The sequence below is a fragment of the Shewanella sp. BJSY2023SW001 genome, from assembly GCF_047314685.1.
GTDB classification, from domain to species: domain Bacteria; phylum Pseudomonadota; class Gammaproteobacteria; order Enterobacterales; family Shewanellaceae; genus Shewanella; species Shewanella indica.
Genome location: NZ_JBKORF010000002.1, coordinates 48,585 through 62,800, shown reverse-complemented (window position 1 = coordinate 62,800; position 14,216 = coordinate 48,585). Strand labels below are relative to the sequence as shown.

General features: G+C 53.0%; 15 protein-coding genes. 7 read left to right on the top strand and 8 right to left on the bottom strand.

Annotated elements, in window-relative coordinates:
* Positions 1–105: 105 nt before the first annotated feature.
* Both purD and purH read right to left on the bottom strand, forming a co-directional pair.
* Positions 106–1,401, bottom strand: coding sequence for a phosphoribosylamine--glycine ligase (purD, locus tag ACMHXH_RS00310; RefSeq protein ID WP_071476006.1), 1,296 nt, complete (start codon positions 1,399–1,401; stop codon positions 106–108).
* A 134-nt stretch (positions 1,402–1,535) separates the two neighbouring features.
* On the bottom strand, positions 1,536–3,125 hold the full coding sequence (gene purH / locus ACMHXH_RS00305; RefSeq protein ID WP_039035254.1) for a bifunctional phosphoribosylaminoimidazolecarboxamide formyltransferase/IMP cyclohydrolase: 1,590 nt from the start codon (positions 3,123–3,125) through the stop codon (positions 1,536–1,538).
* A gap of 276 nt (positions 3,126–3,401) precedes the next feature.
* On the opposite strand from purH, the gene zntR reads away from it, so the two are divergent.
* Complete coding sequence (gene zntR, locus ACMHXH_RS00300; protein WP_101056232.1) at positions 3,402–3,893, top strand: Zn(2+)-responsive transcriptional regulator; 492 nt, start codon at positions 3,402–3,404, stop codon at positions 3,891–3,893.
* On the top strand, positions 3,887–5,221 hold the full coding sequence (locus tag ACMHXH_RS00295; RefSeq protein ID WP_335912541.1) for an SO_0444 family Cu/Zn efflux transporter: 1,335 nt from the start codon (positions 3,887–3,889) through the stop codon (positions 5,219–5,221). Before zntR ends, ACMHXH_RS00295 begins: the two co-directional genes overlap by 7 nt.
* 83 nt (positions 5,222–5,304) lie before the next feature.
* Here the strand turns inward: ACMHXH_RS00295 and ACMHXH_RS00290 are convergent, their stop codons facing one another.
* On the bottom strand, positions 5,305–5,436 hold the full coding sequence (locus tag ACMHXH_RS00290; protein ID WP_256213884.1) for a hypothetical protein: 132 nt from the start codon (positions 5,434–5,436) through the stop codon (positions 5,305–5,307).
* Between the two features lie 424 nt (positions 5,437–5,860).
* A complete protein-coding gene (locus ACMHXH_RS00285; protein ID WP_335912539.1) occupies positions 5,861–6,748 on the bottom strand; it encodes a DMT family transporter in 888 nt (295 codons plus the stop codon).
* A gap of 125 nt (positions 6,749–6,873) precedes the next feature.
* On the opposite strand from ACMHXH_RS00285, the gene ACMHXH_RS00280 reads away from it, so the two are divergent.
* Positions 6,874–7,677 (top strand): AraC family transcriptional regulator, encoded by an 804-nt coding sequence (locus ACMHXH_RS00280; RefSeq protein ID WP_101095141.1) that lies wholly within the window; start codon positions 6,874–6,876, stop codon positions 7,675–7,677.
* A 618-nt stretch (positions 7,678–8,295) separates the two neighbouring features.
* Here ACMHXH_RS00280 and ACMHXH_RS00275 read toward each other — a convergent pair.
* Together ACMHXH_RS00275 and ACMHXH_RS00270 are read right to left on the bottom strand one after the other, a co-directional pair.
* Positions 8,296–8,685, bottom strand: a complete 390-nt coding sequence (locus ACMHXH_RS00275; RefSeq protein WP_224867961.1) for a GreA/GreB family elongation factor — start codon at positions 8,683–8,685, stop codon at positions 8,296–8,298.
* 229 nt (positions 8,686–8,914) lie between these two features.
* The gene (locus tag ACMHXH_RS00270) at positions 8,915–9,889 is read right to left on the bottom strand and encodes a LysR family transcriptional regulator (protein WP_039035238.1); all 975 of its coding nucleotides are present in this window, start codon (positions 9,887–9,889) and stop codon (positions 8,915–8,917) included.
* A gap of 683 nt (positions 9,890–10,572) precedes the next feature.
* Here ACMHXH_RS00270 and ACMHXH_RS00265 point away from each other — a divergent pair.
* Positions 10,573–11,040 (top strand): GNAT family N-acetyltransferase, encoded by a 468-nt coding sequence (locus ACMHXH_RS00265; RefSeq protein WP_039035237.1) that lies wholly within the window; start codon positions 10,573–10,575, stop codon positions 11,038–11,040.
* Positions 11,041–11,358 (top strand): putative quinol monooxygenase, encoded by a 318-nt coding sequence (locus ACMHXH_RS00260; protein WP_071476011.1) that lies wholly within the window; start codon positions 11,041–11,043, stop codon positions 11,356–11,358.
* Between the two features lie 56 nt (positions 11,359–11,414).
* Here ACMHXH_RS00260 and ACMHXH_RS00255 read toward each other — a convergent pair whose 3' ends face one another.
* The gene (locus tag ACMHXH_RS00255; protein ID WP_025888228.1) at positions 11,415–11,666 is read right to left on the bottom strand and encodes a hypothetical protein; all 252 of its coding nucleotides are present in this window, start codon (positions 11,664–11,666) and stop codon (positions 11,415–11,417) included.
* Positions 11,667–11,876: 210 nt separating this feature from the next.
* Between ACMHXH_RS00255 and ACMHXH_RS00250 the strand changes: the two genes are divergently transcribed.
* Complete coding sequence (locus tag ACMHXH_RS00250; protein ID WP_039035234.1) at positions 11,877–12,755, top strand: radical SAM protein; 879 nt, start codon at positions 11,877–11,879, stop codon at positions 12,753–12,755.
* On the opposite strand, the gene ACMHXH_RS00245 is transcribed toward ACMHXH_RS00250, so the two are convergent.
* On the bottom strand, positions 12,756–13,601 hold the full coding sequence (locus tag ACMHXH_RS00245; RefSeq protein WP_039035233.1) for a mechanosensitive ion channel family protein: 846 nt from the start codon (positions 13,599–13,601) through the stop codon (positions 12,756–12,758). It abuts the gene before it with no gap.
* 123 nt (positions 13,602–13,724) lie between these two features.
* Here ACMHXH_RS00245 and ACMHXH_RS00240 point away from each other — a divergent pair, with 123 nt between their 5' ends.
* Positions 13,725–14,216 carry a hypothetical protein gene (locus ACMHXH_RS00240; protein ID WP_071476013.1) on the top strand — a complete coding sequence of 164 codons (492 nt, stop codon included), beginning with the start codon at positions 13,725–13,727 and terminating at the stop codon, positions 14,214–14,216.

Genomic DNA, 14,216 nt, shown 5'->3' with positions numbered 1-14,216 from the left:
GAGAACTAAGCCCTCAAAGAGCTAAGCTGAGGTTCAAACAGAAAAGCCCGGAATTTTCCGGGCTTTTCTGTTGACTGTTGAGTCTGGTTTACTGAGTGAAAGCCGTTATGCCTGCTCGCGGGCGATGGCGCGATAGCCTATGTCGGTTCTGAAGTAGACATCGTCCCAATGGACTTCATCCACCAGGGCATAAGCGGCCTGCTGGGCCTCGGTCACTGTGTTGCCCAACGCGGTGGCGCACAATACCCGGCCGCCATTGGTAACTACATGGCCATCGACCATCTTGGTACCGGCGTGGAACACCTTGGCTTCATTATTGCCGAGCGACAGCCCTTCGATAACATCACCCTTGCGGTAATCATCCGGATAACCCCCGGCGGCCATGACCACACCGACGGCGGCGCGCTGATCATATTCGGCGCTGACCTTGTCCAGCTCACCACGGCAGGCGGCCAGGCAGAGCTCCACCAGATCCGACTTGAGGCGCATCATGATAGGTTGAGTCTCGGGGTCGCCGAAGCGGCAGTTGTATTCCAGCACCTTGGCGCTGCCATCGGCGGCAATCATCAAGCCGGCATAGAGGAAGCCGGTGTAGACATTGCCTTCGGCGGCCATGCCGTCAACCGTTGGCCGGATAACATTGGCCATGACCCAATCGTGCACTGTTTGGGTGACAACCGGCGCCGGGGAGTAAGCACCCATGCCGCCTGTGTTGGGGCCGTTGTCGGCGTTGTCACGGGCCTTGTGATCCTGGCTGGTGGCCATAGGCAGAATATTGTTGCCGTCGACCATCACGATAAAGCTGGCTTCTTCGCCGCGCAGAAACTCCTCAACGACCACTCTGGAGCCGGCTTCGCCGAACTTATTGCCTGCCAGCATATCGTCGATGGCGGCATCGGCCTCGGTTTGATCCTGGGCGATGATCACCCCTTTCCCGGCGGCCAGGCCATCGGCCTTGATCACCACAGGGAAACCAGTGCGACCGGCAAGCTCGGCGACATAGGCCTTGGCCGGGGCAATTTCAGTGAAGTTCTGGTAGTCGGCGGTTGGGATCCTGTGGCGGGCAAGAAAGTCTTTGGTAAAGGCCTTGGAGCCTTCCAGTTGCGCCGCCGCTTCTGTGGGGCCAAAGATATTCAGGCCTTCGGCGCGGAAGGCATCGACCACTCCCAGTACCAGAGGGGCCTCTGGGCCGACTATGGTGAGGGCTATCTGTTGTTGCTTGGCAAAGGCCAGCAGCGCCGGGATATCCGTGGCTTCTATCGCCAGGTTTTCCAGCTTGGGCTCCAGCGCTGTGCCGGCATTCCCCGGAGCAACAAATACGGTTTCCACGGCGGCAGATTGCGCTGCCTTCCAGGCCAGGGCATGTTCACGACCACCACCACCAATCACGAGTACTTGCATCTTCTTATCCTTTTTCGCTTAACGCCTTGCGGGCTGGTTCCGGCCGGGCAGGGCTTTGTTACGGCGAATCGCCGGAGGTTATTCCGGCGATAAGTTCATTGCATCAGTGCAGGCCGGTTTGGGCCTGCTGACTATCAGTGACGGAAGTGGCGCATATTGGTAAATACCATGGCCATTCCATGCTCGTCTGCAGCGGCAATCACCTCTTCATCGCGGATGGAGCCACCGGGTTGAATGATGCAGCTGATACCGGCAGCAGCAGCGGCATCGATACCGTCACGGAAGGGGAAGAAGGCATCGGATGCCATCACAGAACCTTCCACGACCAGGCCTTCATCGGCGGCCTTGATACCGGCGATTTTGGCGCTGTAGACCCGGCTCATTTGACCTGCGCCCACCCCTATGGTCATGCCGTCTTTGGCATAAACAATGGCGTTGGACTTAACGAACTTGGCGACCTTCCAGCAGAACAGCAGATCTTTGATCTCTTCGGCAGTAGGTTGACGCTTGCTGACCACCTTGAGGTCGGCCTCGGTCACCATGCCTTGATCTCTGTCCTGGATCAGCAGACCACCGTTGACCCGCTTGTAATCCAGGCCCTTGGTACGGCCTTGCCACTGACCACATTCAAGCAGGCGGACATTGGCTTTCTTGGCAACCAGTTCGCGGGCTTGCTCGCTGACTTTAGGAGCGATGATCACTTCAACAAACTGACGCTCGACAATGGCCGCCGCAGTAGCGCCGTCCAGCTCACGGTTGAAGGCGATGATGCCGCCGAAGGCCGAGGTAGGGTCTGTCTTGAAGGCGCGGTTGTAAGCGTCCAGCAGATCGCTGCCCAGGGCGACACCACAGGGGTTGGCGTGCTTGACGATAACGCAGGCGGGTTGCTCAAACTCCTTGACGCATTCCAGCGCGGCGTCAGTGTCGGCGATATTGTTGTAAGACAGCGCCTTACCCTGCAGCTGCACGGCAGTGGCGACCGAGGCTTCGTCTGTGTTGAGGTCAACATAGAAGGCGGCACTCTGGTGGCTGTTTTCGCCGTAGCGCAGATCTTGCTTCTTCAGCAACTGAGTGTTGAAGGTGCGCGGGAACTTGGAATCCTGGTGACACTCGTCCTTGCTGTGGGCCGGAACCTGAGTACCGAAGTAGTTGGCTATCATGCCATCATAGGCGGCCGTATGTTCAAAGGCGGCAATGGCCAGATCGAAACGGGTCGCCAGAGTGGTTGAACCCTGGTGGGCCGCCATTTCTGCCAGTACGCGTTGATAGTCAGAGGCGTTGACCACTATGGTGACGTCTTTATGGTTCTTGGCCGCGGCGCGCACCATGGTTGGGCCGCCGATATCGATATTCTCGATGGCGTCTTCCAGGGTACAACCCGGTTTGGCAACGGTTTCGGCGAAGGGGTAGAGGTTAACGGCCACCAGGTCAATCGGGCCTATGCCGTTGGCTTCCATGACGGCTTCGTCCTGGCCACGACGGGCGAGAATACCGCCATGCACTTTGGGATGCAGTGTCTTGACCCGGCCATCCATGATCTCTGGGTGACCTGTGTAGTCTGAAACTTCAATGACAGGTATAGCGTTATCCGCCAGCAAGCGGGCGGTGCCTCCGGTGGACAGCAGTTCAACGCCCTGGGCATGCAGCGCCTTGGCGAACTCCAGGATTCCGGTCTTATCAGATACGCTCAAGAGCGCGCGACGTATGGGTCTGGCATTATTCATTTGGGTACAGTATTCCACTTTTTTATATTCAAGGATCTTTCGGAAAACCAGGCAGTGCTGATTGGCATTGTTTTCCAAAAGTCCCTCGAATGGTCCGGGAACCCTCAAGGCGCGCTGTATTTTAACGTAAAACGATTTGCCGCGGTGTTTTTTCTACGCGTTTCACAATATTGCTCTGCGAACAAGCCAAAACCCCGAAGCGGGATAAAAAACACTTGACCTTGGATTAAGCTCTAAGCTTTATACTTGAATAGGAATTATTAGCAGGAACTGCATATGTACAGGATAGGTGAACTGGCCAAGCGCTTTGATATCAAGGCCGATACCCTGAGGTTTTACGAGAAACACGGCCTGCTGGCACCCTCTATGCGCACCGACTCCGGTTACCGGGTCTACAGCGACAGGGATGCCGAGCGGCTGAAGTTTATTCTCAGGGCCAAGGCGGTAGGTTTTACCCTGGGGGAGATAGCCGAGCTTTTGTCCATTGAACTGGATAAGTCCAACCGTGCCTGCAGCGATGTCAAAGGCATGGTGGACGACAAGTTGGATAAGGTGCAGCAGAAAATTGCCGAGCTTAACCAGTTCCGCCAGTCTTTGCAGTTACTGTCTGATACCTGCTGTGGCGGCCCTGAAAGTGCCGAGCATTGTTCGATTTTGGAGGCGTTGGAGTCCTGTGACGATGAGCTGTCCCCCAGAGTCGAAACCGGCAAGGGTCACAAGCACAGTCATGCCAATAGCCGTGTAAGTAGGGGCGCAAAATCATGTTGATGGATAATTTTATTGAGCTGTTTCTCGAGTCGGCCCCCTGGCTGCTATTGGGGCTGGTGCTGGCGGGGCTGCTAAAGGTTTTTGTTCCCATGAGCTGGATGCAAAAACAATTGGGGGGCCATGGCCTCAAGACCACTGTCAAGGCGGCCCTGCTGGGCGCGCCTTTGCCGCTGTGTTCCTGCGGCGTTATCCCGGCCGCCGTTGGCCTGAGACGCAGTGGCGCCTCCAAGGCGGCCACCACCTCTTTTCTGGTATCGACCCCTGAAACCGGTGTCGATTCGGTCACTGTGTCCTATGTTCTGCTCGGCCCCTTTATGGCGATTGTCAGACCTATTGCCGCGGTATGCAGTGCCATAGTGGCGGGTTTGCTGGTTGGCCGCGATGATGAGCCGGTTTTGCCCTCTGAGGTAGTGAAGAAGAGCGAGCCGGAGAAGGCTCAAGCCAAAACAGTGGCTCAGTTCAAGCCGGCAGCCGCCGAGACCTACAGTTCTCTCAAGGCCACGCCGACACAAGCTCAGAGTTCCTGCTGTGCCCCGGCCAAGGTGCAAGAGGCAGACTGCTGCAGTACGGTTAAGATCAGTACCGCTAAGGCCAGCACCGTCGGCGGGTCTTGTTGCTCTTCGGTCAAGGAAGAAGCCACTCAGTCCTGCTGCTCGCAACCCAAGGTAGAGACGGCTTCATGTTGTTCATCATCACAATCGGCCTCAAGCTGCTGCGACAGTGACGATATGGCGGCTGAACTTAAGTCGAAGTCTGTCTTGCATAGAGTGCTGGCTGGTCTTAAGTATGCCGCGACGGATTTGGTGCGTGACACCGCCATCTGGTTGCTGGTGGGGTTGTTCTTTGCCGCGCTGGTACAGACCTATGTGCCGGGAGATTTCCTGGCCCAATGGGGCGGCGGTATTCTGGCCATGTTGGTGATGGTTCTCATCTCCATCCCCATGTATATCTGTGCCACTGCTTCGACGCCTATAGCGGCAGGTTTGCTGTTGGCCGGGGTTTCCCCGGGCGCTGTGTTGGTATTTATGCTGGCGGGACCTGCCACCAACATAGCCACTCTGGGCGTAGTCGCCAAAGAGATGGGTAAACGGGCGCTTTACGGCTATCTTGGCGGGGTACTCGGGGTGGCGCTGCTGGCCGGAATGCTGGTGAACCTGCTGGTGGCGAACTTTGGTTTTGAAGTGATGCCGCAAATAGGGGAAGAGCACCAGTTACTGCCACAGGCTGTGGTTAACTGGTCGGGGATTATTCTGGCGCTGCTGATGGGCAAGGTGATTTACGACAAGATCCCCAGGCGTTGGCTGCGGCGGGATTGCTGCTCCGGCTGACACTCAACAGATATAGGGAAAGGCGCTCGATTGAGCGCCTTTCGTTTTATCTATTGCCAAACAGGGGCTGTGAAGGGAGGGGGTCATTTGCTTTGTTTGATATTCTCCACAGGATTGAGTTTGGCCTGTTTCTTGGCTATTTTGGCGGCCCGTTTCTCCTTGGCAGAGTGCATGGGTTTCTTCTTTTGCTCTTTGCTGTTTTTGTGCTCTTTCATGGTGTTGATTCCATTGATAGCGAAAGCCTGGCTGGGGTTTATCTCCCCGCTTCCTGCAATTTAAGATCCACTTACAGCTGGCATACCGGTCAGTCAGACACCGGTGTGATTCAACCAGTTGGTCGGCCTGGGCCGACCTGGATATTTTACGCCTGTTGCTGAAATACTGCTGTCGGCTTCAATAGAATATTTGTGAATAACGCTCTGGTTTTGAGACGGTATTTGACTAAGGGACGGGAACAAGTTTTATCTGAGCTCTGCGTCGGCTTGCTGGCCTGAATGCAAGGCGCGGTTCGCAGCCAATGGCCCTGGCCCTTTGCAAGAATTTTCTAAGAGTATTTCACTACAAAGTGGCCAGGGTTTGCGAAAGCTTGTGCGAGAGAGCGAGTGAAGCCTGGACGAATCTGTCGCTGCCACAACTTTTTTAAAGTGCTTCCGCCTTGAGTATGGCTCTTGGGCGTCTGGCTCGATACTGCACCAGGCTGACCCCGGTCAGCACTAAAGCACCGCCGACATAGTGAGGTATTCCCAATTGCTCATCCAGTAGCGTGGATGCCAGCACGGCAGTGAAAATTGGCATCAGATTCATAAAGATGGCAGTTCTCTCTGTGCCCAGTAGGGCTATTGCTTTGATCCAGGCCCAAGGCGCCAGAATCGAGGCACAGATAGCGGCATAGGCTATCAAGGGCAGTGAAGCCTGAGTAATGCTGATACTGCTGGCAAAGAGCAGCAGGGGGGACAGCATGAATACGGCGAACAGTATTTGCATGTACAACAAATCCCAGGTCGGCAGTTGCAGTGACCAGCGTTTCAACAGCACGCCGTAGAGGGCATAGACCACGGCGGCCAGCAGTAACAGGAGATCGCCGGGAACCACTGAGGTGGACAGCCGGGCCAAGTCGCCTTGGCTGAGCATAAACAGTAAGCCGCTGAAGGAGATAAAGGCGCCAAGCAGTGCCAATTTGGAGAGCCTTACTCCGAGTAAAGGCACCGCCAGCAATAGGCTGAGAACCGGCACCAGAGAGGTAATCAATGCCATATTGGTGGCGCTGGTGGTCGCGGCGGCAAAATACGCCAGGCTTTGGTTCAGCACCATTCCTAGGCTTGCCAACACGGCGAGTTTGCCAAGATGAGGGCGAATCATGGCGCGGCGGCGCCAAACCCCGGGAAGCAACACTGGGGTCAATAACAAAAGTGCAAAGGCCCAACGATAGAAGGAGATGGCTTCCGGCGCTATAACATCGGCGGAGAGTTTATTAACCAGACTATTGCCGGCCCAGATGGCTACCGCCAATAAGGGAAAAAGATACAAAAAAGGACTCCTCAGCCCTAAGAACAAGGCTTAACAGATAGATAATAGGGGCAGATTATTTCACGTCTTATGTGATATACATATCTGCTATCAGACAAGTTCAATCCGCCTTCGGACATAGGTATATGGCTAATATTTATCATCCACCGGGGCAGCATCCTGGTGATGGCTCACAGGTGTTTTTCTATTACCAGCAGTTTTCACCCGATACGCTGACACCCATGCACAGCCATACCTGGGGGCAACTGCAATTGAGTCGCGGTGGTTTGATGGAGCTGGTGGCTCAAGGGCGGCGCTTTATGTCGTTGTCGCAGTGCGGTATCTGGATCCCGGCCGGTATAAAACATGAGAGCTACATGCGCCGCTGCGTGCAGTACAGTTCAATGAATGTGCCGCAGGAACTGGCTACCAGGCTGCCCAAGCACATCTGCCTACTGGAGTTGAGTCCGATAGCGGAAGCTATTTTGATGGACTTGAACTCAAGAGGTGTTGAGTTGGCCCATACGCCTGAGGATCAAAGGCTGCTTAAGGTGCTGTTGGATCAATTGAGTCGGGCCAGGGAAGTGCAGCCTTTTTTACCGGTAACCGACCATCCCATGTTGCAAGCCATAGCTGCCGAGCTGGAAGCCGTACCTGAGGGCGGGCGCAGTTTTGCTGCCTGGGCAGATACCTTGGGGACAACAGAACGTACGTTGGCGCGCTTGTGCCAGGCAAGGCTTGGGATGAACTATACCGAGTGGCGGCAACGTTATCGCTTTATCCACAGTTTACAATTGCTGCGGCAAGCGATATCAGTAAAAGAGGTGGCATTGACGCTGGGGTATCATCAGACCTCGCCCTTTATTAGTTTGTTTCGCAAGTATGCCGGTTGTACACCACAGGCTTACAGGCAACAACTGGCCCAAGGAAGTGCCCTTGTTCTTCCTTGAAAAAAAGGGGCGCCTTAAGGCGCCCAAAAGGTGGCTCGAAACTAAGGAAGGTGCGAACAAGTCCTCGTGGCACTCTGGCTTACACAGCAATTGGCGTTCAAGGCATCTGACTGAAGGCATGCCGGGGCCTGTCGAAGTCGGATAACGCAGAGAGCCCTTTGCAGTGAAAGCCCCGAAGGGCGTGGCTTACAGGCCTGCCTGCTGTGTTGTGTTTCTTGCAAAGGACTAGGGCCATTTGCTGCGAACCACGCCTTGCATTCAGGCCTGTAAGCCGACGCAGAGCACACATGGGACTTATTTGCACCTTCCCGAAGGAGTAGCTTGGGCTTACTCTTGATCTGCGCGTTTTTCGCGCTTTTCCCGTCGTTTTTCTTTCAGGGATTTAGTTGGTTTTTTCTTCGCTTTTTCTTTACTCATGAGCGTATCTCCTCTTCAATGACCCCTCTCCACGCCGCCGCTTTGCTAGGAGAGAGGGCTGTTTCCCCTTTGACCGACCGGGAAAGAGGCGGTGGTCAAAGGATTAAGCCAAACCCCGGATCATCCTGTCGGGGCAGTTCACGGCTGAATTAAACACTTCAAGGCACTGTCTCCTCTTGTTAAGCGTCTATAAGCATGCAATCAGGCTGGCAGGCAGGGCCTTGGCTGGTTCAGGGATAAGATCTGAAACAGCACGGGGCCACCTGGTACATCCACTTCAATCAGTTCATCCAGCGTACATCCGAGCAGGGCTTCGCCCAGATCGGACAATACCGAATAGCGGCCGGAGTCGGGATCATGTTGTTGTGGATAAACCAACTCTACCTCCAGAAATTCGCCGGTTTTCAGGTTTTGCAGGCGCGCCTTGGTTCCCGGGTGCACCACACCGCCGCCGGGACAGGGTTGCGCCAGTCTGGCGATCACCGATGCCAGGGTCAGTGGTCTCAATGAGACATTGAACGAGTTTTGCAGATAGAGCTGCGATGTTTTGAATGAAAATAGATCTGCCAGTGCAGACAAAGATTTATACACCACCACAACCTCACAGGCTGAAACGGAAAATGAATAGAAAACTTTGTTACTGCCGGATGCGCGGCCGCACCCGGCTTACACTGGAAATGTCAGTGAGGTGCTCTTGAGAGAAAAAGTGTGACTGTACATAATGAGCCTCCGCAACATCAATGCAAGTGCAAGCACTTAAAAATAAGGGAAAATATGACCAACACCCACCATAGCCCAAGGAGATCGTAAAAGCAAACCCTCAATGGTCACAGCAGATATTGGTCGGGGTCATCTGTGCCAAATTCTCCGGGGGAATGACATAGGGGGGTATGTCCAATACCAGATTACCCCAACGTTGGAACAAGGCTTCATAGAAGTATTCGATAAAGGTGCGGCATTTTCTCGGTAGATAGGCGCGTTTGGGATAGATGAGATTGACAGTGACATGCTCCATGGGAAAATCTTGCAGTATCGGCAGCAAGTCACCTCGCTGCAATGCATCATAGGCAATCATCATAGGTAGGCTGGCGATCCCAAGGCCATCTATGGCGGCTTCTCTGGCCAGGGTGATATTGTTGACCTGCAAGCGACAGTCGGGAATGATCTCTTGCCACTGCTTGCCATCAAATATTCGCCAGTTGCCATCTATGTATGGTGATGCCAGGCGTATTCCTTTGTGCTTCAATAGCTCATCGGGTGAAGCCGGTGTACCAAATTTCTGTAGATATTCCGGGCTGGCCATCAACACCTTGTGGGCATTTATCAGGCGGAAGTTTTCCAGTCTCGGGTCATCCAACCCCTGGACATGAAACATCACATCGATCCCTTCTTCGACCATATCTACTTTGCGGTTGGTCAGTTCGGCTTCAATCTGCATTTGTGGATAGTCTTCCAGAAATTTGGCAATTACAGGGCCGAGAGCTTGCTGGCCAAATTCTATTGGGCAAACAATACGCAGGTTGCCGCGGATAGTTTGCTGACTGGCGCTGAGTTGATCTTCGGCGCTGCGTAAATCCGTGAGTATTTTATTGACTTTGTTGAAGTAAATAGACCCTGCCTCAGTCAGTTTCAGGCTACGTGTGGTGCGTAGTAAAAGCTGTACTCCAGTGCTGTGTTCCAACTCGGCTATCTTACGACTAACGGTCGCTTTGGTGATGCCCATTGCCTTAGCTGCGGCGGTAAAGCTTCCCTTATCAACAACTTGTGCAAAAACCTGTATCCGATTGAGATCCATTTTATTGTTACGCCTGTGAAACAGTGGGTTGAGTATCGGGTATCTAATAAATCTACTGAGACAGTTGTAAAATACCACTGCAAACTTCAGGAGTCTAATGATGTCAATGAGTGAGGCCGTCAGCGTTATCTTCGGCTCTCTTGGAATGTGATTACTGACATCGGCAGTCAATATTTATTGAAGCCAAAAACAGTGCTGATATAAAAACTGATATTGCTTGTGCTCGACCCTTGGTGCCGGATGGGGTTGTGTGAGGTAAGGGGACTCGACAGAGCCCGACTTCCACATTGATAACCCGGTTCGCCGATACAGACCTATTTAGATGCGTTTCCCGACCAAACCTTTACTGGTGTTATCGATAGTCTGTCACCGGCCTCCGGCGCCAAACCTATCCCACCTTCTCTAGGCTACGCCGGGAGATGGCTTGGCGCTTAACTCGGTAACTTGGGCTATTTTTCTTTGTGGCGCTTGGCTTTGAATAACAAGCAAGGCCGGTTATTTTGAGGACTCGGGACGAGCGATCACTGTCTTATCGACCACATCATGGGGCAGGCCAATGATTGGAGCGTGCGTCTCTTGGTTATACATCTTCATCCCTCCTATCGTACTCATTGCTGAGATATTTTGCGCCGAATTTCAGACTGGTGTAGGCTGAGTTTCCGAGAAATAACAGAGTACTACCTGTGCAGTGGCAATTATTACCCTTTACAGAGTTAACCTTGGACTCCCTCTATGAATTGATGAAACTGAGGGTGGATATTTTTGTAGTTGAACAAAATTGCCCTTACCCTGAGTTGGATGAAAAAGACCGCGTGGCGGGGACCATGCACCTGCTTGGCCGCGGTAGTTCCGGAGAACTGTTGGCTTATGCCAGATTGCTGCCAGCAGGTGTCAGTTATTCCCAGGTTAGTATCGGCCGGGTAGCAGTCGCGCCCAAGGCTCGTGGTGATGGCCGCGCCAGGCAGTTGATGCAGGAGGCGATTGTTAATTGTCAAAAGCTGTGGCCGGCTGAAGATATCAAGATTGGCGCGCAGGATTATCTGCGGGCGTTTTACCAGAGTTTGGGGTTTGAAGCGGTTTCAGATGTTTATCTGGAAGATGGCATTCCCCACCTGGATATGTTGTTGCATGCTCAAAAGAAGGACACTTGAATGTCGTTATATCGTATAAACCAGCGTCAAATCGTATGTGTGGCCAGCTTTCTGGCCAAACCAGGCAAAGAACAGGCTTTGATTGAGGTGCTGGCGGCACTAATCACGGATACTCGCAAGGAAGATGGTTGCATTCGTTACGAGTTGAATCAGAGTCGTGATGAGCCGCGCAGGATCACTTTCGTTGAGAAGTTTGTCGACATCGAATCTTTCGATCAGCACTGCGCTAAAGAAGCCATCCAGCACTATTTCCATCAGCAAATGCCTGAGCTGGTAGAGTCCCATCATGTAGAGACTTATCAGGAAGTCATCGTCTGATATTTCCGGGATGAATTGAAGCAGGCTTTAAAACCAATGCCCCGTCCGGGGCATTTTCAGGCCCTGAGGCGAATATCCGGTTGCAGATCCAGCTCTCCTGCCGAGGAGATAGTCGCCAGCTGTGCATGCTGAGCTATGATAGCCAAGGGTCCACTGAGCAGATTACGTACAAACAGCAAGCGATAACCATATCCCTGTAAGCGATAGAAGGCGAGTTGTTGCTCGGCAGTCATGGCATGCCAATGGATGCTATTGCTGACCTGCTCTGCGTCCGGCTTTCGTCTGTCAGGTACTTGTGTGGCGATCATAGTGACTCTTTCCCAGATTGGCACTTGCTGACCATAAGGCGCTGCAGTTGTTACGTATTTGGCTAATATAACAGGCTTGCATGACTTAAAATATGATTTTGTTCAAAAAACAGACTAATTTAGCGCTTCAGTGTTAGCCCTAAAGTTTAAGCCTGGTCGTTACCGGAACATAAAGGGGTAATAGCGATTGGGTCATCGAGGAGGAGCCGTATGTTGTCCTATATTGAACCTGTGTTCCGGCCGCCATCGGAATGGAAATCTCTCATATTGCAGGTAACCAATGGTTGCAGCTGGAACCGCTGCGCCTTTTGCGACATGTATACCCAGGAGCAAAAGCGGTTCAGGGCGTTTAATTTGGAAAAGGTGGAGCAAGACCTGCGCCGGGTTGCAGCTTCCGGCGCCGAGGTGAGCCGGGTGTTTTTGGCCGATGGTGATGCCATGACTTTGCCGTTTGCCAGGTTGGAACAGATTTGTGAGCTGATTCATCACTACTTACCCAATGTCAGTCGCATCAGCAGCTATTGTTTGCCACGCAACCTTGGTAACAAGAGTGTGGAGCAGCTACAGCGGCTGCGGCAACTTAAGCTGTCCTTACTGTACGTGGGCTGTGAGAGTGGTGATGACGAGGTGCTGACCCGTATTGGCAAGGGGGAGAGTTACGCCTCCTCGCTGGCGGCGCTGGAGAAAATCCGTGCTGCCGGGATTAAGTCATCTGTGATGATACTCAATGGTCTGGGGGGGGTGGCTTTATCGAGGCAACACGCACTTAATTCAGCGCGGTTGATGAATGAGGTGCAGCCGGATTATCTCAGTACCCTGGTGGTGACCCTGCCACTTGGCAAGGAAAGAATGGATAGTGCGTTTGATGGCGATTTTCAAATGCCGGACCAAAGACAACTGTTGCTGGAGATGCGTTATTTGCTGCAGGAGTTGGAGTTGAAGCAGACCATTTTCCGTTCGGATCATGCTTCCAATTATTTGGTGCTGAAAGGCATACTTGGGCGGGATAAGGCCAAATTGATGGCGACGGTTGAGGAGGCGCTCGCAGGACGCTTCGCCCTGCGAGCCGAGTGGCAAAGAGGCTTGTGATCAGTTCTCTTGTCGCTCAGTGATCCTTATGTCCCGTGCCGGGCAGGGGATCTGAATTCCTGCTTGTTGCAGGCCTTGCCAGATTTGCAGATTTATTTGGTACTTATCCTGGAAATAGCTGGCAGTGGGAACCCAATAGCGCACGCCGATATCTATGCCTGTGCTGTTAAAACCATTGATACCCACCTGTGATGGGGAGTTGGCATCGACACTGGGATGGCTGCCGAGCACCGCCTGAGCTATGGCTATCGCCTGCTGGGGATCGGCTTGATAGTCGATATTGAAGTGGGTTTCCACCAACTTGTTGGCAAAGGAGTTATGTAGTATCTCGCCGACAATGTGTTTATTGGGAATGCTAATCTGCTCGCCTTCCTCGTTGGTGAGTATGGTCAGCCCCAGATGAATATCTTTGACCAGGCCAGTGGTCCCCTTAACCGTGATGGTGTTGCCCACGATAAAGGGACGAGTGACGATAATGGTCACCCCAGCGGCGTAGTTGGATAACATGCCCTGAATTGCCAACCCGGCACCCAGTGACGCGGCACCTATGGCTGCCACCATGGGGGTGACGCTTATCCCCAACTTACCTAAGGCAACGATGGCGATCATTATGATGATCAGTATCCGCACCAGATGGGTGACAAAGGTGGCCAGGGTGACATCGACATTGTGTTTTGCCAACTGGCGGCTGACGGTGTTGGCCACTTTGGCGGCCAGCCACAACCCCAGTAGAAAGATGATCAGTGCACCCAGGAGTTGGAAGCTGTATTTCACCAAAAACTCGGTTATCAGATCATAAACATTTTGCAGCTGCGCCAACTCCAGCTCCAACCCGGTATTTTTCATTGCTTGGCTCCTTTCCTGAAATGTCGCAAGATATGGACACAATATTCCTGAGTCATGTCACTCACTTGTATTCAATAACAGGGTATTCTGCCTCTTTGTTATGGCAAATTAAAAGGGAACTATATGAAGTCTTTTGCGTTTTTATTTTCTCTGTGTCTGACCATATTGGTCAGCCCTATGATCCAGGCTTCCGAATATACAGTGGGCGATAGATTGACTCCCATTTCGCTGCAGGATCAGCATGAAGCAACCATGGTGTTGGATACTTCGGCCAAGTATCTTTTGTTTGGTCGCAGCATGAAAGGCGGGGAGATCATCAAAACTGCACTCGAAGGCCGTGATAATCAGGCGTTGCAACAGGCGGGTATCTTTTACCTGGCCGATATCAGCGGTATGCCATCCTTGATTGCCAAATTTGTTGCCATTCCACAGATGCGGGATCTGACTTTCAGTATTGCTCTGGACAAAGAGGGTGAGATCAGCAAATTACTGCCCGCCGCCAAGGATGCCGCCAGCCTGATCTCTCTGGACAAGTTGGCCATTACCAAGCTGCAATACTTTGATGATGCCGAAGCCCTGAAGCAGGCACTCAAAGAAGCCGGGCTGCAAGACTGA

Excerpts from the sequence above, each read along its gene's own strand:
- purD (WP_071476006.1), bottom strand. The coding sequence starts at position 1,401 with ATGCAAGTACTCGTGATTGGTGGTGGTGGTCGTGAACATGCCCTGGCC.
- zntR (WP_101056232.1), top strand. The coding sequence starts at position 3,402 with ATGTACAGGATAGGTGAACTGGCCAAGCGCTTTGATATCAAGGCCGAT.
- purH (WP_039035254.1), bottom strand. The coding sequence starts at position 3,125 with ATGAATAATGCCAGACCCATACGTCGCGCGCTCTTGAGCGTATCTGAT.
- ACMHXH_RS00245 (WP_039035233.1), bottom strand. The coding sequence starts at position 13,601 with ATGAAAAATACCGGGTTGGAGCTGGAGTTGGCGCAGCTGCAAAATGTT.
- ACMHXH_RS00295 (WP_335912541.1), top strand. The coding sequence starts at position 3,887 with ATGTTGATGGATAATTTTATTGAGCTGTTTCTCGAGTCGGCCCCCTGG.
- ACMHXH_RS00250 (WP_039035234.1), top strand. The coding sequence starts at position 11,877 with ATGTTGTCCTATATTGAACCTGTGTTCCGGCCGCCATCGGAATGGAAA.
- ACMHXH_RS00270 (WP_039035238.1), bottom strand. The coding sequence starts at position 9,889 with ATGGATCTCAATCGGATACAGGTTTTTGCACAAGTTGTTGATAAGGGA.
- ACMHXH_RS00240 (WP_071476013.1), top strand. The coding sequence starts at position 13,725 with ATGAAGTCTTTTGCGTTTTTATTTTCTCTGTGTCTGACCATATTGGTC.
- ACMHXH_RS00255 (WP_025888228.1), bottom strand. The coding sequence starts at position 11,666 with ATGATCGCCACACAAGTACCTGACAGACGAAAGCCGGACGCAGAGCAG.
- ACMHXH_RS00280 (WP_101095141.1), top strand. The coding sequence starts at position 6,874 with ATGGCTAATATTTATCATCCACCGGGGCAGCATCCTGGTGATGGCTCA.
- ACMHXH_RS00290 (WP_256213884.1), bottom strand. The coding sequence starts at position 5,436 with ATGAAAGAGCACAAAAACAGCAAAGAGCAAAAGAAGAAACCCATGCAC.
- ACMHXH_RS00260 (WP_071476011.1), top strand. The coding sequence starts at position 11,041 with ATGTCGTTATATCGTATAAACCAGCGTCAAATCGTATGTGTGGCCAGC.